The 18,370-nt window shown below is 47.0% G+C and carries 21 protein-coding genes; 1 reads left to right on the plus strand and 20 read right to left on the minus strand.

The window, feature by feature from the left end; all coding sequences use genetic code 11:
• Nucleotides 1-205: 205 nt before the first annotated feature.
• The 17 genes from AC0YNT_RS20435 to AC0YNT_RS20515 form a co-directional block, all read right to left on the minus strand.
• Complete coding sequence (locus AC0YNT_RS20435; RefSeq protein ID WP_475806290.1) at nucleotides 206-1,261, minus strand: LacI family DNA-binding transcriptional regulator; 1,056 nt, start codon at nucleotides 1,259-1,261, stop codon at nucleotides 206-208.
• A gap of 184 nt (nucleotides 1,262-1,445) precedes the next feature.
• Entirely contained in the window at nucleotides 1,446-2,285 is an 840-nt protein-coding gene (gene nadE, locus AC0YNT_RS20440; protein ID WP_475806291.1) for an ammonia-dependent NAD(+) synthetase, read from the minus strand.
• A gap of 25 nt (nucleotides 2,286-2,310) precedes the next feature.
• Nucleotides 2,311-2,943 carry a nicotinate-nucleotide adenylyltransferase gene (nadD, locus tag AC0YNT_RS20445; protein ID WP_441892297.1) on the minus strand — a complete coding sequence of 211 codons (633 nt, stop codon included), beginning with the start codon at nucleotides 2,941-2,943 and terminating at the stop codon, nucleotides 2,311-2,313.
• Nucleotides 2,940-4,436: a nicotinate phosphoribosyltransferase gene (locus AC0YNT_RS20450; RefSeq protein WP_475806292.1), complete on the minus strand. Its 1,497-nt coding sequence runs from the start codon at nucleotides 4,434-4,436 to the stop codon at nucleotides 2,940-2,942. Before AC0YNT_RS20450 ends, nadD begins: the two co-directional genes overlap by 4 nt.
• Nucleotides 4,437-4,465: 29 nt before the next feature.
• Nucleotides 4,466-5,392: a cysteine hydrolase family protein gene (locus AC0YNT_RS20455; RefSeq protein ID WP_475806293.1), complete on the minus strand. Its 927-nt coding sequence runs from the start codon at nucleotides 5,390-5,392 to the stop codon at nucleotides 4,466-4,468.
• Between the two features lie 81 nt (nucleotides 5,393-5,473).
• On the minus strand, nucleotides 5,474-6,265 hold the full coding sequence (locus AC0YNT_RS20460; RefSeq protein ID WP_475806294.1) for an NUDIX domain-containing protein: 792 nt from the start codon (nucleotides 6,263-6,265) through the stop codon (nucleotides 5,474-5,476).
• Nucleotides 6,266-6,369: 104 nt separating this feature from the next.
• Nucleotides 6,370-7,506, minus strand: a complete 1,137-nt coding sequence (locus AC0YNT_RS20465; RefSeq protein ID WP_475806295.1) for a GerAB/ArcD/ProY family transporter — start codon at nucleotides 7,504-7,506, stop codon at nucleotides 6,370-6,372.
• Nucleotides 7,507-7,527: 21 nt separating this feature from the next.
• A complete protein-coding gene (locus AC0YNT_RS20470) occupies nucleotides 7,528-7,749 on the minus strand; it encodes a hypothetical protein (protein ID WP_475806296.1) in 222 nt (73 codons plus the stop codon).
• Between the two features lie 20 nt (nucleotides 7,750-7,769).
• Complete coding sequence (locus tag AC0YNT_RS20475) at nucleotides 7,770-8,951, minus strand: Ger(x)C family spore germination protein (RefSeq protein ID WP_475806297.1); 1,182 nt, start codon at nucleotides 8,949-8,951, stop codon at nucleotides 7,770-7,772.
• A 12-nt stretch (nucleotides 8,952-8,963) separates the two neighbouring features.
• On the minus strand, nucleotides 8,964-10,505 hold the full coding sequence (locus tag AC0YNT_RS20480; RefSeq protein ID WP_475806298.1) for a spore germination protein: 1,542 nt from the start codon (nucleotides 10,503-10,505) through the stop codon (nucleotides 8,964-8,966).
• Nucleotides 10,506-10,891: 386 nt separating this feature from the next.
• On the minus strand, nucleotides 10,892-11,497 hold the full coding sequence (locus AC0YNT_RS20485) for a hypothetical protein (RefSeq protein WP_475806299.1): 606 nt from the start codon (nucleotides 11,495-11,497) through the stop codon (nucleotides 10,892-10,894).
• A gap of 49 nt (nucleotides 11,498-11,546) precedes the next feature.
• Complete coding sequence (locus tag AC0YNT_RS20490; protein WP_475806300.1) at nucleotides 11,547-12,026, minus strand: hypothetical protein; 480 nt, start codon at nucleotides 12,024-12,026, stop codon at nucleotides 11,547-11,549.
• 119 nt (nucleotides 12,027-12,145) lie between these two features.
• Nucleotides 12,146-12,520: a VOC family protein gene (locus AC0YNT_RS20495; RefSeq protein ID WP_475806301.1), complete on the minus strand. Its 375-nt coding sequence runs from the start codon at nucleotides 12,518-12,520 to the stop codon at nucleotides 12,146-12,148.
• A gap of 85 nt (nucleotides 12,521-12,605) precedes the next feature.
• A complete protein-coding gene (locus AC0YNT_RS20500) occupies nucleotides 12,606-13,031 on the minus strand; it encodes a YciI family protein (RefSeq protein WP_475806302.1) in 426 nt (141 codons plus the stop codon).
• A 5-nt stretch (nucleotides 13,032-13,036) separates the two neighbouring features.
• Nucleotides 13,037-14,299 (minus strand): RNA polymerase sigma factor, encoded by a 1,263-nt coding sequence (locus AC0YNT_RS20505; RefSeq protein WP_475806303.1) that lies wholly within the window; start codon nucleotides 14,297-14,299, stop codon nucleotides 13,037-13,039.
• Nucleotides 14,296-14,730: a YciI family protein gene (locus AC0YNT_RS20510; RefSeq protein WP_475806304.1), complete on the minus strand. Its 435-nt coding sequence runs from the start codon at nucleotides 14,728-14,730 to the stop codon at nucleotides 14,296-14,298. Before AC0YNT_RS20510 ends, AC0YNT_RS20505 begins: the two co-directional genes overlap by 4 nt.
• 26 nt (nucleotides 14,731-14,756) lie before the next feature.
• Nucleotides 14,757-15,563 carry an alpha/beta fold hydrolase gene (locus tag AC0YNT_RS20515; RefSeq protein ID WP_475806305.1) on the minus strand — a complete coding sequence of 269 codons (807 nt, stop codon included), beginning with the start codon at nucleotides 15,561-15,563 and terminating at the stop codon, nucleotides 14,757-14,759.
• Between the two features lie 149 nt (nucleotides 15,564-15,712).
• Here AC0YNT_RS20515 and AC0YNT_RS20520 point away from each other — a divergent pair, with 149 nt between their 5' ends.
• Nucleotides 15,713-16,135, plus strand: a complete 423-nt coding sequence (locus AC0YNT_RS20520; RefSeq protein ID WP_475806306.1) for a GNAT family N-acetyltransferase — start codon at nucleotides 15,713-15,715, stop codon at nucleotides 16,133-16,135.
• On the opposite strand, the gene AC0YNT_RS20525 is transcribed toward AC0YNT_RS20520, so the two are convergent.
• The 3 genes from AC0YNT_RS20525 to AC0YNT_RS20535 all read right to left on the minus strand — a co-directional run bounded on the left by AC0YNT_RS20525 (nucleotide 16,132) and on the right by AC0YNT_RS20535 (nucleotide 18,364).
• Nucleotides 16,132-16,659, minus strand: coding sequence for a hypothetical protein (locus tag AC0YNT_RS20525; RefSeq protein WP_475806307.1), 528 nt, complete (start codon nucleotides 16,657-16,659; stop codon nucleotides 16,132-16,134). The genes AC0YNT_RS20520 and AC0YNT_RS20525 overlap by 4 nt on opposite strands.
• A gap of 5 nt (nucleotides 16,660-16,664) precedes the next feature.
• Entirely contained in the window at nucleotides 16,665-17,138 is a 474-nt protein-coding gene (ybaK, locus tag AC0YNT_RS20530) for a Cys-tRNA(Pro) deacylase (RefSeq protein ID WP_475806308.1), read from the minus strand.
• 86 nt (nucleotides 17,139-17,224) lie between these two features.
• Complete coding sequence (locus AC0YNT_RS20535) at nucleotides 17,225-18,364, minus strand: toxic anion resistance protein (RefSeq protein ID WP_475806309.1); 1,140 nt, start codon at nucleotides 18,362-18,364, stop codon at nucleotides 17,225-17,227.
• Between the last annotated feature and the right edge of the window lie 6 nt (nucleotides 18,365-18,370).

Raw genomic sequence — 18,370 nt, forward strand, 5'->3', positions numbered from 1 at the left:
TAAAATACACATTAGATCCGACAAAACAATAATTGTTTTTGATTACGGTATTCTTACGTGCATTCTTTGGGAAAAATATGATGATAGCCGGTTACATTGAAACGGGTTTCATTTTTTGTTCGGACAGTGGATTACTTGACACCTTGATAATAAATCACAATTGAAAGCGTTGTCAATTAGTTTTTTGAAATATTTTTCTAGAACTTCAATTTAGTCCTTTTGGAGGGGCTGTCGACTCTCTTATGACAAGCTCCGGCCTGATCTTGGTCTTTCGGCTCACCTTATTTTTCGTAATCATCTGATGCAAATGTTCGGCTGCAGATTTGCCTACGTCATAACATTTGAGAGAGACCGTTGTTAACTCGGGTATGCTGTTCGACGCATATGGAACATCGTCAAAGCCAACTAAAGATAAGTCTTCCGGCACACGAAGACCAGCATTATAAGCCGCCTTAAGCGCACCAATGGCTACAAGATCATTCGCGCAAAATAACGCAGTAGGCCGCTCGGGCAGACTAAGAAGATGATTCATAAACAGCTTCCCCTTCTCAACGGAAAAGCCGCCATCAAGAATCCATTCCTTGCGCACTTTAAGCCCATTCTTCTCCATCGTCTTCACAAAACCTTGCACACGGTGGATCGAGTTCGCCATGCTCTGGTAGCCGCCAATGAATCCAATATCCCTATGACCAAGGTCAATCAGATGCTGCGTAGCGAGCTCCCCTCCCTCGCGTTCATCCACACAGATTGAATGGATATTCTGACCTGGCAAATGACCGTTAATAAGCAGAGTTGGCACACGTTTGCTTATATCAACCACTTCGGTTACCATAGCTTCGCTAGGTCTCGCTAGATTAATTCGTCCGCCAATCATAACAATACCGTCTACCTGCTTCTCAATCAGCAGGCTGAGATATTGTGATTCACGTTCATATTGCTCCTTCGAATCCCCGTTCGTCGACACCGTATCGCATAGAAAGAACGTGTAACCCTTGCTCCTCGCCTCCTGCTCAAGCCCGGCAAGTACAGCCGGAAAGAAAGGATTCGTAATGTCCGGCAAAATAATGCCGATCATCCCTGTTTCCTTCTTCGACAAACTTCGAGCTAATGCATTAGGTTGAAACTGGTACTTGTTCATCAATTCTACAATGCGATCTCTCGTAGACTTTTTCACAGGGGCGGTGTTGTTCAAAACGCGAGACACCGTTGCAACCGATACATTAGCTTCCTTGGCAATATCATACACTGTAACCGGTTTCAAAATGATTCACTCCCCAATCCATTAGCTGATCAAGATCAACAGTAGAATAGCAGATATTTCAGAAAATAAAAACAATCACTTACAATTATTTTCATTTAGTATTAATGGACTATATATTAAATCCCCTTATTCCTAACAAAAAAGCCTGCCCCATTAACTGGGACAGACTTCGTTTTTCACCCTCTTATTTATCAGCAACAACCTTCCACCAATCATCAAATACCGTTACTGGCTGCTCCCGTTTATGAATTGTACGAGTGTACCAATTTTCGATCTTTTGACGATCCTCCTCCGCGATTTCCTTGCCCTCCAAGTAGTTATCGATATCGTCATAGGTCACACCAAGCGCCACTTCATCAGAGAGCTGCGGCTTATTTTCTTCCAGGTCGGCAGTAGGTGTCTTCAGGTAGAGATGCTCCGGGCAGCCAAGCTCCTTCAGGAGTTGTCTTCCTTGCCGTTTGTTCAGTCGGTAGAGTGGCGTCAGATCCGCCGCACCGTCGCCAAATTTCGTGTAAAAGCCAGTAATCGCCTCGGCCGCATGATCCGTTCCAATGACCAGCCCATTCTCTTCTGCAGCGATCTCAAACTGTGCGATCATCCGCTCTCTGGCCTTCCGATTACCCTTCGTAAAGTCGCTTAATTTCTTCCCTGTCCGTGCTTCATATTCCGCCATTCCCGCATCTACTGCTGCTTTAATATTGATCGTAATAAAGCCATCCGCACCAATAAAAGCAATCGCATCCTGCGCATCCTGCTCATCCTTTTGATTGCCGTAAGGTAAGCGGACAGGGATAAAACGGTAGGTCTTTTCTCCCGATTCATCATTCAATTCATCAACAGCCATTTGGCAAAGCTTGCCGGCAAGTGTCGAATCTTGTCCGCCCGAAATACCAAGTACAAGCGCTGCTTTTCTCGCGAATACCATGTAGTCCTTAATAAAATTAATTGTTTTCCGAATCTCTTCCTGTGCATCAATTTGTGCCTTTACACCCAATTTATCAATAATCTGTTGCTGCAAGGTCATCACCATGCGCCTCCTTCAATTTTGGTTAATTGCGGTACAAACCATTCTTCTTAATATAGTCATAACAAGCATCCGGCAGCAAATATCTTGGCTCCCCGCCTCGTCCGAACTCATCCCGGATATAGGTCGAACTGATCTCCATCGCTAGCCCTTTGCTCATTAGTTGGAAACGGCCATCATCATGATTACGGAGCAATGGCGAACGGGATATCGCTTCCGTCATATCAATGCCATTACGTGCCATTATGATAAACTTATTTTCCTCAATCAATTCTTTCTCATGCGACCATTTGCCCTCCGAAATATCGACCAGAAGGTCGGCTCCCATAATAAAATAAAGCTCATCCTCCGGGTATTTCTCACGAAAATGCCGCATCGTATGGAACGTATACTGCATGCCTGCTAGTACGTTCAGCTCATACGGATCCATAACGAACTTCGGATTGTCACCGATCGCGAGATTAATCATGTTCACCCGATGCTCATCGGTTGTACTTGTCTTCTTGTCATGCCTCATGCTTGAGGAAGGAAGAAAAATAACGAGATCCAAGCTTTTGCGATGTGCTACTGTTGAAGCAGTCCATAAATGTACATTCGTAATCGGGTCAAACGATGAGCCGTAAATGCCGATTTTCCGCGGGGCTTTGCTCACTGTCATTGGCCTTTTGCCACTCCTTCCGCCTTCTCCTTCATCGCATGAATGAGATTCATTTTGTTATCCCAGCAGCGCTGGCTTAGATCAACCGGATAAGCTTCTGGATTCTGATTACGCTTGTATTCGTCCCACAGAAGCCCCAGATTCCCCTTCGCATAAGCCTGCACCTCGTACAGCTGCGGCAGCTCGTAGACCAGCTTGCCATCTACGAAAATTTCCGCATGAAGCTCCCTCGCCTCATAATTCGTCACGAATTTGCTGATATAAGTGTAGACAGGATGGAACATCTTCAGACGTCCTTCCTCCTGCGGCTTCTCGTCCTCCAGCGCGATATAATCGCCTTCCGAACGTTGATTCACCAGATTAATAATCCGGTATAACTTCTTAATGCCCGGTGTTGTCACTTTCTCTGGATTACCCGAAATTTTGATCGTATCGACCATATTTCCAGTTTCATCTTCAATCGCCACAATTTTATAGACTGCACCTAAAGCCGGCTGATCATACGCGGTTATGAGCTTTGTACCAATTCCCCATGCATCAATAACAGCCCCTTGCGATTGAAGATTCATAATCGTGTATTCATCGAGATCATTCGACGCGTAGATTCTCGTCTTCTTGAAGCCCGCTTTATCAAGCAGCTTGCGGACTTCCTTCGACAGATAGGCGAGATCGCCCGAATCAAGCCGAACACCCTCGAACAAGTCTTTAATATCAAGCTCCTGCACAACTCGAATTGCGTTATGAATACCCGATTTAAGCGTATCGTACGTATCAATTAAGAACACACATTTGCGGTTCATCTGCTTCTGGCGTCTCGCGTACCGGAGAAAGGCTTCATATTCATCCAGCATCGCCTGCACCATGGCATGTGCATGGGTACCCGACACTTTCGCGCCAAACAGCTTGCCACAGCGTACATTCGATGTCGCATCGCAGCCGCCGATAATGGCTGCCCGCGAACCCCACAGTGCAGCGTCCATCTCATGGGCACGGCGTGTTCCGAACTCGAGCAGCGGCGCGTCTTCTCCTATCACATTGCGGATTCTCGATGCTTTTGTTGCAATTAGGGTCTGGTAATTAACGATGTTGAGCAGCGCAGTCTCAATAAATTGAGCTTCCGCCAGCGTTCCTTCCACACGGAGAATCGCTTCATTACCAAATACGAGCTCCCCTTCACGCATTGAGGTTATTTTACCGTTGAAACGTAGCTTCCCAAGGTACTCCAGGAAATCCTCCTCATAACCAAGCTCATCCTTCAAATAAGCGATATCTGATACCGAGAATTCAAAGCTCTGCACATATTCAATAATTTTCTGTAGTCCAGCGAATATCGCATAGCCATTTCCGAAAGGCAGCTTGCGGAAAAAGAGTTCAAACACCGCTTTCCGCTCACTCATCCCCTCTGCCCAGTATGTCTCCACCATGTTAACCTGGTATAGATCCGTATGCAGAGCGAGGCTGTCGTCCGCATACTGCTTCGTAGTAACCATCATGTTCTCCATCTCCCATTACCTCCGCTATGTTATATGTTCAAGCCTTCTGCTTCCACAAGCTGAATGCCATATTGATTAACTAACTCTTTGATTGCAGCTTCCGTCAGTTGTTCAGTACCCGGGATCGGGCTGGAACAATCCATTAACAGATGAATACTGCTCGTAAAAGTCCGGTTCGCCGCATGATGCTCCAAGATATGCTTCAAAGTATCGAGTACACAGTGTGATAACGCCTGACCTGCAATATAAATTTTGTTATATGCAATCATTCCATCGAGGAAAGCTCGATTGGCTTCACTTGCTATGCCATCCTCCCGATAGAACGCTCCGTACATCTCGCTTAAAGGATCCTGTCCTTTCGCCAAAATAACCGGCGTGCTTCTTCTTGCTCCAGTATGGAAGTAGACAAGATTCATGAATTGGCTCTCGAATTCCACGCCGCTTGTTCCTTCAAGGCAATGATATGGCCAAATTCGGAGTTCCCGCTTCCCGCCGCGCTTCAGCTCATGAAGATAAGCTAAGCTCTCTTCCGGTGAGAAGACGGGCGTCCACTCTCCACTTATAACCGACTCGACTGTAATGACCGTTTCTACAGGCTTCGGATGCTGCCCATTTCGATCCTTCCACCAGCAAGGATGGAAAATTTGCAGCGGTGTATGAACATCTTTCGTCAACGCTATTTGTGTGATTTTATGCAAATTTTGATACATAAATTTCCCAATTCTAACAGTGTCCTGTACTGAGCCAGGTACGCCTAAATCCCCGCCTTCGATAAAGCTGTTCTGCTGATCGATGACCAGCAGCAGGTTTCGATCGGTATCTTCGCTTGCTGGTGTAAGCTGCTCTTCAGCCGCATGAGCCAGTACTTCATTTACGGTAATAGAGCTTTTCCCGCCAATTTCCTGCATTTGGAACAGCCGATCAAACGGAGTAATGATCAGATTATTTGTTGTCATCTCAAAATCTCTCCTTTTATTCCTTATTTCATGATTTATGAAATATTATTACTAAAAAGAACAGGTATTGTGACAATACCCTTAGAAGTAGATGGACTCCAGTGGTTCACCTTCTTTGAACCGGTACAAATTTGATGGCCGCTTGGAGTTTCTTGATGTAGTTTTTGTCTCGCCATCTGTCCTTACAACTTCGATGAATGGGAGTCTCTCTGCACGATTGCGGAACGTCGAATATTTCGCAACCTTCGGGCTGTCAGTGACAGTCAGGAGCACGCTTTGCAATTCACTTAATGTAAATTCTTGCGGCAGGAAGTTGCGTGCAACCGTAGAGAGCAGCATATGCTGGCGAATAATTCGGTACGAATCCTGAATGACTTCACGGTGGTCAAAGGCCAGATTCAGTTCCTTAAGCTCCTCGATCGTGAACAAGGCAACATCCTCAGCATCATCTGCTGCTTTACGTTTCTCCAGATAATCTTCTGGGACGATAGCGTAATGGGCGTTGGATATAATCCAACCTCTCTTATCTCGGCCAAGCTTATCATAGACACCGTAGTGTTGAATGTGAATGCCCTCAACACCTGTCTCCTCCGACAGCTCACGCTTTGCTGCTTCGTAAGCAATTTCTTCAGGATCGATAAACCCTCCTGGCAGCGCCCATTTCCCACCTTCAATATTCGGGTTTCCTTCGCCATCAAGCTGGGCCCGGCGAATCAGCATCAGCTTAAGTATCCTCTTCGGCGGTTTATTTGGAGCGATCGGCTCGCTAATGATTGTGAATACGGCAATGTCACTTGTATAGCCATCTGGTGTCCGATATTTCTTCGGATCGTAATGGGCGAGAACTTCTTCTTCGGAATTGTAGCGTGCCATTTGGGTCACCTCTATAATATTTCATATTTCATGTTTTATTATTTATAGACCCATATTAACATGCTCACGCGCCAGGAACAAGAGTTTTTTGGAAAAAACTTCGCCTAATTTTGCTGCTGCTGTTGCTGCTGTTGCTCTTTCTGCTGCTTTTTCTGCTTGAACGCAAGTAAGAGAATCAGAATAATGAGCGGCAGCACAAGGAAAAAGGTCAGATCAAACCACGGATAATACTCAATCAGGATCTTGTTGTAAATGACGATATTTGGTGTACCTACAACCGTTCCAACCAGCAAAATCATGCCAAGAGGAATGGTCAGCATCTTGCTCTCCTGCAGTTGAAATACTTGCGCAAGGCCTGTCGTAATGGTGAAAAAATGAAGCAGGGTTTTGTAAAACACCGTAATAATCCACAAAAAGGCCATGACTGCCTCTATCCGTTCAAGAAAATGACCGATCATAATTTTCTGGGCGAGAACAAAGGTTGGATAATACTTGGTCTCCATCAGACTTGGCCCGAGTACAAGAACACAGAGGAGTACAATCAGGAACAAGACCATGCCTCCTACTGCAAAGCCCGTCAGAATCGGTTTCGTCAGCTTGCTGTTGCCCGCAACATACGGAACAAGCATAAGCAGCACAACCATTTCAACAAACCCCGTACAATAAGCCGGCAGCGCCCCGAACATAATCGGAAAGATACCCTTCGACATAATCGGTTGAACATTCGACCATTCCACTTGGGGCAGCAGGAAGACAACAAGCATCACAAACAGCCCTATAAAGACCGGAAACAGCAGCTCTCCCATTCTTGCATAAGCTTCGATACCATACCGGTAAGCAATGATAACGACCGTTAAAAAAAACAAAATAATTGCCGTAACAGGAGTCTCCGGCATCAATTGCATCGTCATAAATTGGCTCATCTCGCTAAGCAAGGTCAAGCAACACATAAATGAGGCAAATAGAAAGAGAAGAAAAAAGAAGCCCCCGAACCATACGCCCAGCCTTTGCCTGATCGCTTCATATAAGCTTACCCGCTGAAGCTTATTGGCAATAGCCGCGAACAATCCGCCTGTGGCAAGCCCGCCAATAAAGGCAAGCAGCATGGACAGCCAAGCATCCTGCTTGGAGGAGGCCGCCGTAATAGTAGGCATAATAAGGATCGGATCTCCAACCGCTCCGATCATGATAAGGATGCAAAACTGCCTGACCGATATTTTACTATTCTTATAAATTGACATACCTGACCTCCCTCTTTCCCTTTACGTTGTTGACCCTCCAGTCCATTCGTACATCCATTTGATAAGCATAAAAGGATTGGGGAGCTTCACTTGAAGCATCAGAGCACTATACAATGCACTTCCCGCCAAAAGAAGCACAAGGAATATAACTAACTCGCGGAATTGCTTCCGGCGGATAAGACCAGGCGCTTCCAGCCAGAAGGTGCCCACCGCTAGAGCCAGAACCGCTAATACGGATGCCATCTCTTGCTGCTCCCCTTTCCTTATCTGATCGTGCTATTCATTGCCGTGCCGGTATTCCGGATATACATCTGAATCTTGTAATCAACCTTAATTACCGGAAAATATTCATCGCGCCAACGATCCTTGACCTGGTTCCAGAAAGCAGGATGCTCCTTCTCCATCTGGGTGCCAAAGCCAAAAATATCCGACTTCATCTCCTTGGCCCGTGCAACGGCAGATTCAATATTGGATAGAATTATTTGTTTCGTCTTAACCTCTAATAGCTCGATCGTTTCAGGCTTGGATAAGTCAACATCCTCACATGTTCTCTCGACGACATTTCCTTCTGTCCGGATGTCAACTTGCACCTCCGGTTTTCCGTCTACAACCTTTGTTTTGATTTTTGAATCCGAAGAAGTCACCTCTACTCCTAAATATCGCTGTTCCCCGCATGGTATAGCGATCGTAGTACTATCCAGATTATTCGTAATGTCGGTATAGCCCCTGCTCTCCCTTTCGTTTAGCCAGCCTATGAGCTTATCATTCTTGAACGCTGCAATACCCGAATAGCGGAATCGGCTCGGCGGCAAAAATTTCTCTACGTTTTGCTTTGTTTGTCCTTCTTCAGGGCTGCCAATGATCCGTATACCGGTCAAAGCAAGCTCACTCCCTTGCGAAGAGAGTTTATTTATGACCTCATCTAACGTCACGGCAATTGTTGGCGCCCAATTCTTCTCGGAGGTCTGCAGCGACTGCTGCATGCTGTAACTCGGCAGCTTCTCCAGCGGCGTATAAATCTTCAGAACATCCTCCGCTTTTTTTCCTTTAGCGATAATAATATTGAAATCCAGCCGTGTTTCATTATCGCGGGCGGAGACGTCTATTAACTCGTTAATGCCTCTTCTTGCTGCTTCCTCACCGATAACATACATTTGCAAATGCCCTAAGTACACCTTACGTGGTGCTTCGGTGGTTACCGATCTGGCGGCCTCAAACAACGTTCTTCCTCTTCCCTGAAAAAGAGTGCTCGGCGGACGATCCCCTCTTTTTTGCTGATTGGAGATCTCGCTTGGGTTTACAACCTGGTACGAAACAAGATAGTGTCCGTCCTCCCAATCTACCCCAATCCCCAGCACTATCAGAAGCTCGTTCAGCTCCCTTCTGCTCCAGCAGCCTGTCAGCATCAGGAGGCACAGCATCGATATGGCAAATTTGTAAAGCATGATGATGCCTCCTTAACTCTTGCGGATTCTGCTCGAGTTGGCTTCGAGTGAGGTATCCGGCCGTTTGAACGAAAGCCATCTTGGCAAACGGAACAAGGCGTCCTGCATATCCGTTTTTTTGTATGGCGATAGTGGAGCCATAAACGGCTCTCCGAAGGAACGCAAAGCACACAGATGGAGCATGAGGACAAAGAAGCCCATGATGATCCCAAACAGGCCAAAGCTTGCCGCCACCCCCATGAAAACAAAACGCAGAATACGTATCGGTATCGACATGCTATATGCCGGTACCGTAAAGGTTGAAATCGCGGTAATGGATACGACAATAACCATTGCTGCAGATACAATTCCTGCTTCCACCGCCGCTTGTCCGATTACGAGCGTACCAACAACGGATACCGCCTGCCCGATCGCACGCGGCATACGCAGGCCTGCTTCCCGCAAAATTTCGAACGTAATCTCCATAATGAGTGCCTCGAAGAAGGCTGGAAACGGTACTCCTTCCCGTTGGGCAGCCAGCGAAATAAGCAGTGAGGCAGGGAGCATATCACGGTGAAAGGTTGTAATCGCGATATAGAGAGACGGGAACAACAGTGAGATAAAGACGCTCCCAAACCGGAGAATCCGAAGTAAGCTCGCATAGAACGTTCTCTGGTAATAATCTTCAGTTGATTGAAAAAAGGCTACAAGCTGTGTGGGCACAATTAAGACGTTAGGCGTCCCCTCTACCAGAATAGCTACTCTCCCTTCGAGCAGTTGGCCTGCGGCACTATCCGGCAGCTCTGTATTGTAGACCGTGGGGAACAGAGACCATCTGCCATCCTCAATCAGTTCTTCGATATATCCGCTGTCTAGAATACCATCGATCTCGATCTTGCTAAGCCTCGAGCGGACCGCTTGAAGAACAGAAGGCTTGACCACTCCGTTCAGATACATCAAGGTCACATCTGTTTTTGTAACTTGGCCTATCGTTACGGTCTCGAGCCAAAGTCTTGGATCTTTAATTTTTCTCCTGATAAGGGAAGTGTTGGTGCGGAGCGTCTCGGTGAAGCTTTCCCGGGGTCCACGAATAGAAGTCTGGTTCGTCGACTCCGTGACGTCACGGCCCTTCCATTCGCGGATATCCGCACAATATGCGATCTTTTGTCCCGCAAGTAATATAATGGCTTGGCCTGACAACAGGTTCTTATAAAGAGTGGCCATCTCCGATACGGTGCTGATTGCCCCCATCCCGCTTATCAGCTTTTTCGCCAAACCAGCGGCATCAACAGAAGAGGGGTTTTCCGCATGATGATGAGATAAAGAATAGTCCAATACATCATAAATATATTGATTAATAGCCATCGCATTAGACAGCCCGTCGATATACACAACCGCTGCGGATGCAAACCTCATGCCATCATAACGGATTTCCCGCATTATCAGATCGTCGCTGCCGCCAAGATCATGCTTCAGTCGATGTAAATTAAGTTCAACAGTAGGATCTATGGAGATATCAGCGTACACGGGCATCTTATTGTTGTCATTGGAGCTTGAACGATTTTTCCGAGACATAAGTAAGCAACCCCCTGGATGAATGTCTATCCTTCCCATTATGACCATACTTCAAGGGGGGTTAAACTTGATGAGTGGAGGAGATTGGTGAGATTGCTGACATGAGGTAAATGATGTGATATTTGGTGGGAGTTGTTTAGCAGGTATATGGAAATAAGACCCTGCGAGGGTCTTATCTCATGCGAAAGAAGGTTGGATAAACGAGATAAGACCCTGGCAGGGTCTTATCAGAGAGAAATGGCGGAATATCGTCCTGAATCTGGCCAGTTGCAAGTCAATAAGACCCTACGAGGGTCTTATCCAGTCCAAAAGCAGCCTAGATATACGGAATAAGACCCTGGCAGGGTCTTATCGGAGTAGGGATGGTGGATACATGCCAGGACCGGCTACTTCTTGCTCCAACTATTTTTATAAAGATTCGTTACAGTCAGTTCAACGATACCCGTTTCCTGTAACGATATTTCTTGCTCATAGGCTTCGGATGGGAAGATATAAAAGGCAAAATCATCTCCATCTTTATAATTGATTCCACCTGTCCCGAACAACGAACTCTCGTAGTGCTTGTTCTTATAGATGGCAGTCATCTTCGCTGACATATCCATAGTAAACGAATGTTCGGAGACGGTTTTGTGCTGAACGCCAGAAATTAATGACGCACCTTTGTAAGAATAGGTCCCCTTTGATCTAAAACTAATTCGGTATCCTCCAGAATTAGCATTACCTGTATTATCAACTGACAAGACAACAATCTTGTTTGTACCATCGTTGTACAGTTCTTTCCCGACATTGCTCTCTAGATCAGACAAGTCAATGACTACAGAATATTGTCCTTTTATCAGTTGACCATTCTGGTCCGTATAATCTTCTGTATTATTGGCAATCGCAGCCATACCTTCTGTTGCTAAATGATAGTAATCCCATGGCCTAAAAGCGAGAAATAGAGCAATAATGAATAGGGCTGACAGAAGAAATAATCTTTTGCGAGATTTCAATTGAAGAATACTCCCTTCCGATAATACATATGATTCTGAGATTTTCAGCTCAGTCTCCTTCTCCTTCTCCTTCTCCTTCTCCTTCTCCTTCTCCTCCTCCAAGCATGTCCTGAACAGGTACTGCTCTCACATATTGGCCTGGCGCCGCCTCGACCGCAATGGCGGATTCGACAGGAACGCCTGTTATGTGATAGAGTCCCGTCCCCTCTTTATAGTAGTTGGACGTTTCATCATCCTCGTGATAGGCCTCTTCCGTTAGAAGCTGCTTGATCGAACCGATCTTGCCGTCTACCGACTCTACTTTTTCATCCGACCCAACATAAATTCTGTCTTGAAATTTGATCATTTTATTAAAAGGCCAGCTTGCATCTCTGCTTGTGACCGTGTCGTTTGATTGCTTTAGCTTATCTTCAGTACCTTGAGCACTTGTGACGCCATTAGCATTGTTGATGCCTTTCGTATCGTTTCCGTTGCCGCAGCCAGATAGCAATATAACAATGAACAGTATAGTAATCATGCTTATTTTCATCAGTCATTCCTCCCCTACTCACCTACACCTAAAACGTGATAGGGGGATCAGAAGTTGCTTGCTTATGCCAAATAAAAAAGCCCTGATGATCTACATGATCATCAGGGCCTGTCATTGATTTATTTTCTTTCCATCACGGCGAAGTAGTTATCTTCCTCATCAGCAAAGTTAAATACTCGTCCGAAAGGTAGTTCTACCAGTTCTCCGACTTTAACGTTCTTATTCTTGAATTCGCTATACAGTTCATCCAGCTTGTCGGAGAAGAACATGAGCGAAGGCGTGCCAAGGTTTACTCCCATCGACATTTTGGCAACTACTTCTTTATCATGGAGAATGATCGATGTTTGTGCGCCTTCGGGAGCAAGCTCAATCCATTTCTGGCCCATTGCTTCTTCCTCAGCAACAACTTTAAAGCCAACTTTCTCTGTCCAGAATTCCTTTGCCTTCTGCTGGTCATTCACGTACAACATCACTTGTCCAAGTTGATTAATCATTAACTATAACACTCCCTAAATTAGAGTAATTGCCAAGCTCTATGCTATCATAATTGCCCGTCAACTGTAAGCATAAGCCTTGAAACTACAATCGAAGATAATCTTTTAATTCAGCCTCCAGCGTGAACAGCTTTGGATCACGCGAATTCTCCTTCTTATCCTCCAGCCTTCGTAGTTCAATCGCATAGGAAGCACCACGTTCTGCTGGAATTGGCATAAGCATCGCCCAGTCGAGTGCCTCTTCTTCCGTATCGACATTAATCAACGTAAACTCCGCAACAAGCGCCGGATCGATTGGAAAAGGTCCCGCCAAAACCTCCGGCTTTTCGCTGCCCTTTGCATACGTAATCCGTATCCCTGCTGAGCTTGGCCGAAGCTCCTCGGCGGCAAGCAGTACACCTGCCTCAGCCAGAGAGTGCTTATACGCAAGCACGGCGGCGTTATGTTCCTCGCTTGGTTTCACTCTTGCCTCGGTATATCCATTTGCCTTCACCATGAGCATATATCGCATAATGGCTATCCTCCTTCCTGCAAGCATGCTGCTGCGCGCTTCTGCAATAACGTTCGCTCCTGCTCATTACGAGTCATGGCAGCAGCACGTTCAAACTCGGTACGGGCTTCTTCCAAACGTCCCAGCTTCTCCAATAGATCACCCCGAACGCTTGGAAGCAGATGATAGCCTTGCAGCGAAGGCTCCCCGTACAACTCATCGACAAGCTGCAGTCCATAGGCAGGACCAAATGCCATTGCGATGGCGACAGCACGGTTTAACTCCACAATAGGTGAAGGCGTTATTCTGAGCAGCGCTTCATATAGGGCGGCAATTCGAATCCATTCCGTTTCGGACGGGGTACGAGCCACCGCATGGCAAGCCGTGATGGAAGCCTGAATCGCATACGGACCAAGCGTTCGTCCCAGCTTCCGCGCATGTTCTAAGGCAGTAAGCCCACGGCGGATAAGTAATTGATCCCACTGCGCCCGGTTCTGATCCATGAGAAGCACAGGTTCCCCTTTTGCATTAATCCGTGTTCGGAGTCGTGAAGATTGGATTTCCATTAAGGCAACTAGTCCATGAACCTCCGGTTCACCTGGTGCAATGGCGGCAAGGATACGTCCTAGTCTAAGCGCCTCCTGGCAGAGCAGCGGGCGTGTCCAATTCTGTCCGGAGGTTGCGGAATACCCTTCGTTAAACATGAGATAGATGACCTCAAGCACAGCGGACAATCGTTCCGCCAGCTCTTTGCCCACCGGTACCTCAAAGGGGACTTTCTCTGCATTTAACGTCCTTTTCGCCCGGACAATCCGCTGGGCAACCGTTGATTCCGCCGTTAGAAAAGAACGTGCAATCTCATCGGTCGTCAGCCCGCATAACAAGCGAAGGGTTAGAGCAACTCTGGCATCCTGTGATAACACGGGATGACAGGTCATGAAAATCAAACGGAGGAGATCATCCTCGATCTCTCCATCCAAGGCACGATCGATATCGTCTTCTGTATATAAATCTATTTCCCGGGCTATTTCGACATATTTCTGATCACGAAGCTTGTTACGCCGCAGCAAATCAATAGCCCGGCGCTTCGCCGTGGTCATGAGCCAAGCCCCCGGATTGTCAGGGATGCCGGACTCCGGCCAACGATCAAGTGCGATAACCAAGGCATCCTGAGCCAAATCCTCTGCAAGCCCCACATCTCTCACCATCCGTACTAATCCGGCAATCAGCTTCGCCGACTCCATACGCCAGATCGTATCAATGGTGCGATGGGTTTGGGAGGCGCTCACGCCTTTTTAAGCTCATCTACCTGCTTGCGAAGAGCTTCTTCCTTAGCTCGTGATGCGGGGTCTTCCATAAGTTCCTCAAACTCGAATACTTGGCGAAGCTCAATCTCACCTTGTCCGAAGCCATGTGGGTCCGGCATACGAAGCGCCCACTCAATGGCCTCTTCTCTTGATTTCACTTCGATGAGCGTATACCCGGCTATCATTTCTTTCGCTTCGGTGAACGGACCATCTACCACCTTCGGCTTCCCTCCAGGCTCCGGATACGATATCCGGATACCACTTGCACTCGACATCAATCCATCGGCGGCCAGCAGAACACCTGCTTTCACCAGCTCTTCGTTATATTTTTGCATCGCATCGATTAGCTCCTGGCTTGGCAGAACGCCCGCTTCCGAATCCGTTGTTGCTTTTACAATCATCATAAATCTCATATCCATAACCTCCTGGTTTATATAATTTAGACTGCGAAAAATGACATGAGCTCCTGCGACACCATAGTGGTATGCAGCTTCTTCGTATGGCCAAGCCCCTTTTTGCTGATGAGCTGTGCATTCGGCAGTACTTCGGCCGTTTCCTGCGCAGCATGGCGCAGCGTTGCTGGACTCTCTGTGCCTTCCAGCACAAGCGTTGGCATCGTCACGGCCTTCCATTTTTCCCGAGGCAGCGATTGACCACCAACATAACCTTTGAGCAAGGCCGCATCATAAGGCAAAGTATGTGCAACAGCCATCAGCCTCGACCACACTCCTGGCATGATCCTCATTAACGGAATAACGAAGGAAGGTGCCCCCATACCCTTGGTCATAAAATATTTGATGGCTTCGGCGCGCCGATCAGCAGCAATTAACTTCTCGACATATTCGGTAAAATCACTCGGCGGTTTGGGATCCGAGGCTTGAACAATAAACGGCGGCTCATGCAGCGCGAGCTTCGTAATGCTGGATCCACTCGCTGCCGCCTGCAGTGCAAGCACCGCACCGGAGGATAATCCCCAGACATAGGCGGAACCACCTGCTTCCTGAATGATGGCATTCAGGTCCTCGATCTCACGTTCAATCGCATAAGACGAGGCATCGCCGCTGTCGCCGCGGCCACGGCGGTCATAGTTGTAGACGGTGTATTGCTTAGACAAAGCTTGAGCAAGCTCAACTTGACCCGGAAACTTCCGATAGCTAAACGCCCCCGCTACCAGTATGAGCGCTGGACCACGCCCGGTTTTATCATAAGCAATCCTGGTGCCGTCCTTTGACATTACAGTATTCATTTTGTATCTCCCCTAACGATTGTTTTTGCGCTTCTTACTATAACAACGAACGAGCAAAGTGAAGATCGACATCGTTATGAAAAGAATTTCAAAAAAGTTTTTGCAGGGTTATCTCTCTGTTTCACGAATGGTTCATTGAGGTGATTCTTATGTTAACGTTGCGAGTATGTACAGAAGAAGATTTGGAGCTTCTGGCTGAGCTGAATAAGCAGCTTATTGAGGATGAGCGTCACGATAATACAATGAATATCGAACAACTGAAAGTGAGAATGCGGCAGTTTATTCGTACAGATTATAACGCCTACCTGTTTAAGAGGGAAGACGAAATGATCGGTTATGCGTTAGTAGATCATACTAGGAAGCCTTTGTATGTAAGACAGTTCTTCATCTGTCGTGAACAGAGAAGGAATAGATATGGCAAGTTGGCTTTCGAGATACTGCTTGAGCGGTTAGATACAGAGGATATCGATATCGATGTGATGCATGGGAATGAGACGGGCTATGCTTTCTGGAAATCGCTTGGATTCAGAGAAAGAAGCATCTATATGCGGCGGAATAAGGGAGAATTCTAAAAAGAATCGCTCCCGCAAACCACAATATTCCATTCTGCTAACTGTGGCATGGCTGCTCGCTGTTCCTTAGTCGTTAGGGCACAGATTTGGCCCGGCTTATTGCCTTCTCTCAGCGCAAAGATAGCGGGCACTGTAATCGGCAAGCCATCCGCCTGAAATGTCAGTTCAGCGTGACCACTGCATACACAGCCATCATCAAAATCAGCATTAATACGGCCATACTTCACTAAGCGAAACGGCTGAAGCTGCTGTAGGCTTTCCTTATTAAAAGGACCACCAAACAGACTGACCGCCTCATCGTAATGTTGCTGCTGAACAGCTTTCAGAAAATGACTGACATTCCGTTCCGCCTTAAATTGTTTCCATAGAACATTACCGTAGTAGTTGAGAAAAAGTAAAGCCCAGGCTAGCAATAAGGAGAACAGAATGGATACACCTATTCTTCTAATAATCTTCAATCGGGTCACCGATCCTTCAACTGACAAGTTAATATCATCAGGCTTGCCGTTTCGAGAATCGTTCAATCTTTTTAATCTACAATATCAACTAAACTTCCTTCTGAAGCCTTTGCCAGATCATTTCCACTGAGGAAGATCTGCAGCCCGCGCCTACCAGCGCTGATACTGACCAGCTCCATCGACAGCACGGATTCGTGCAAGTAGAATGGGTACTTCTTCTTCATTCCAAGAGGTGATACTCCACCACGGATGTAGCCGGTAAGAGCCTCTATCTCTTTGACCGCGACCATCTCTACCTTCTTATTGCCGCTCACTTTCGCGAGACTTTTCAGGTTCAGTTCCTTATCACCGGGGATGCAGGCAGCAATTACTCCTGTCTTATCTCCTCTTAGAACTAACGTTTTATATAGATGGCTGGGCGGTAAACCCACCTTAACAGCAACGGTATCGACGTCGAGCTGATCCTCATCCCACTCGTACTCATGTAAGGTGTAGGAAATACGCATGGAATCTAGTTTCCGGCAGGCGTTTGTTTTGATAGACATGAAAAAAAACCTCAATTCCTTCATATAGACATAGATTGACTATACCAAGGAATTGAGGTGGAGACTATGGAATTCCTAACGCTTCTTTACAACCCCAAAGCGTTGCCCTTCTCAAGCCGTAAAATATGCTTCTCGCCATCGTCAGCCAACGTCCTGAATTGGTTGATGGTTTCCCTCATTTTCGGAAGTGCTTGCTGTTTGTACGAGCTGATCGAATCGAATGCGGACAGTACGTCCGCAAACGCTTGTTTCAAGGTATCGACCGAGACCGTAGCTTCTATCGCTTGCTGTTGAATGGCTACTCCTTGTTCCTTGAGCATCCGGGACGTTCCGGCGATAAGATTCGTAGTGGTCTGATTCAAAAGTTCGATTTTCTTGAGAACGATGCCTTGATTATACAAGGCGCTCGCTACCGTAACGGCAATTTTCAAAGCAGAGATCGTGACCGTCTTCGCTCGGTCCACGCCGCGAATGAGCTCCTTATTATTGCGGATGACGACCTCATATGCCAGGATCCCCTGCTGATTAACGACCAGCATTTGCTGTAAATCCATGACACGCTGGCGCATCGGGAACAGGATTTCCTCGGTTATGAACCGAATCTTCTCGGGGTCTTCACCGCTGCCTTTTGCCGCTTCGATCTGGGCTTCGATGGATTCGTCCATAAGCATCCCGAGCTGAATTTCCTTCTTGAGCGTTTTGGTTAGCTTTCGGATATCATGCTGCTCAAGCTCCAGCGTCGTATTGTCGTTCCTGAGCACAGCACCGCCTTTATCCAGCGACACTACAATATCGGCGATCACATCGTCTGCCTTCTCGAACTTAAGGAAGTACGACCGCAGTGGATTGAATAGTTTGCCGAGAAATCCCTTCTTGGCAAAGTCGATCATGCTCGGATCCAGATCCTTCAGCTGCGTGTGCAATTCGGCAAGTCCCTTCGCAACCGGACCGCCCTCATCACCCGATTTCGCAAGATTGCCGACCGATACCTGCAGCAGCGTGTTTTTGTCGGAAGATCGTTTCATGGTGTTCAGACCGAAGGCATCGATCGATTGAAGAATCTCTTTGCGCTGGTCCAGGGACTCGACATCCATCGCCATAATCATCTCGACGTTCGAATCTGCTTCTTTTTTCAGCTTAACCTCTTCCTCCGGTAATGGCCTTATCGTAGGCTCGATCTCGGCCGTCAGCTCCTCTGGACTAGATACGTTCATCGAAAATGCCATTGAAAT

The sequence above is a fragment of the Paenibacillus sp. J22R56 genome, assembly GCF_056269375.1.

Coding starts and splice junctions, on each gene's coding strand:
- AC0YNT_RS20480 (WP_475806298.1), bottom strand. CDS start 10,505: ATGTCTCGGAAAAATCGTTCAAGCTCCAATGACAACAATAAGATGCCC.
- AC0YNT_RS20495 (WP_475806301.1), bottom strand. CDS start 12,520: ATGATTAATCAACTTGGACAAGTGATGTTGTACGTGAATGACCAGCAG.
- AC0YNT_RS20515 (WP_475806305.1), bottom strand. CDS start 15,563: ATGAATACTGTAATGTCAAAGGACGGCACCAGGATTGCTTATGATAAA.
- nadE (WP_475806291.1), bottom strand. CDS start 2,285: ATGACCTTGCAGCAACAGATTATTGATAAATTGGGTGTAAAGGCACAA.
- AC0YNT_RS20460 (WP_475806294.1), bottom strand. CDS start 6,265: ATGGCACGCTACAATTCCGAAGAAGAAGTTCTCGCCCATTACGATCCG.
- AC0YNT_RS20455 (WP_475806293.1), bottom strand. CDS start 5,392: ATGACAACAAATAATCTGATCATTACTCCGTTTGATCGGCTGTTCCAA.
- AC0YNT_RS20465 (WP_475806295.1), bottom strand. CDS start 7,506: ATGTCAATTTATAAGAATAGTAAAATATCGGTCAGGCAGTTTTGCATC.
- AC0YNT_RS20510 (WP_475806304.1), bottom strand. CDS start 14,730: ATGAGATTTATGATGATTGTAAAAGCAACAACGGATTCGGAAGCGGGC.
- ybaK (WP_475806308.1), bottom strand. CDS start 17,138: ATGTCTATCAAAACAAACGCCTGCCGGAAACTAGATTCCATGCGTATT.
- nadD (WP_441892297.1), bottom strand. CDS start 2,943: ATGACAGTGAGCAAAGCCCCGCGGAAAATCGGCATTTACGGCTCATCG.
- AC0YNT_RS20450 (WP_475806292.1), bottom strand. CDS start 4,436: ATGATGGTTACTACGAAGCAGTATGCGGACGACAGCCTCGCTCTGCAT.
- AC0YNT_RS20500 (WP_475806302.1), bottom strand. CDS start 13,031: ATGCGATATATGCTCATGGTGAAGGCAAATGGATATACCGAGGCAAGA.
- AC0YNT_RS20470 (WP_475806296.1), bottom strand. CDS start 7,749: ATGGCATCCGTATTAGCGGTTCTGGCTCTAGCGGTGGGCACCTTCTGG.
- AC0YNT_RS20475 (WP_475806297.1), bottom strand. CDS start 8,951: ATGCTTTACAAATTTGCCATATCGATGCTGTGCCTCCTGATGCTGACA.
- AC0YNT_RS20520 (WP_475806306.1), top strand. CDS start 15,713: ATGTTAACGTTGCGAGTATGTACAGAAGAAGATTTGGAGCTTCTGGCT.
- AC0YNT_RS20490 (WP_475806300.1), bottom strand. CDS start 12,026: ATGAAAATAAGCATGATTACTATACTGTTCATTGTTATATTGCTATCT.
- AC0YNT_RS20535 (WP_475806309.1), bottom strand. CDS start 18,364: ATGGCATTTTCGATGAACGTATCTAGTCCAGAGGAGCTGACGGCCGAG.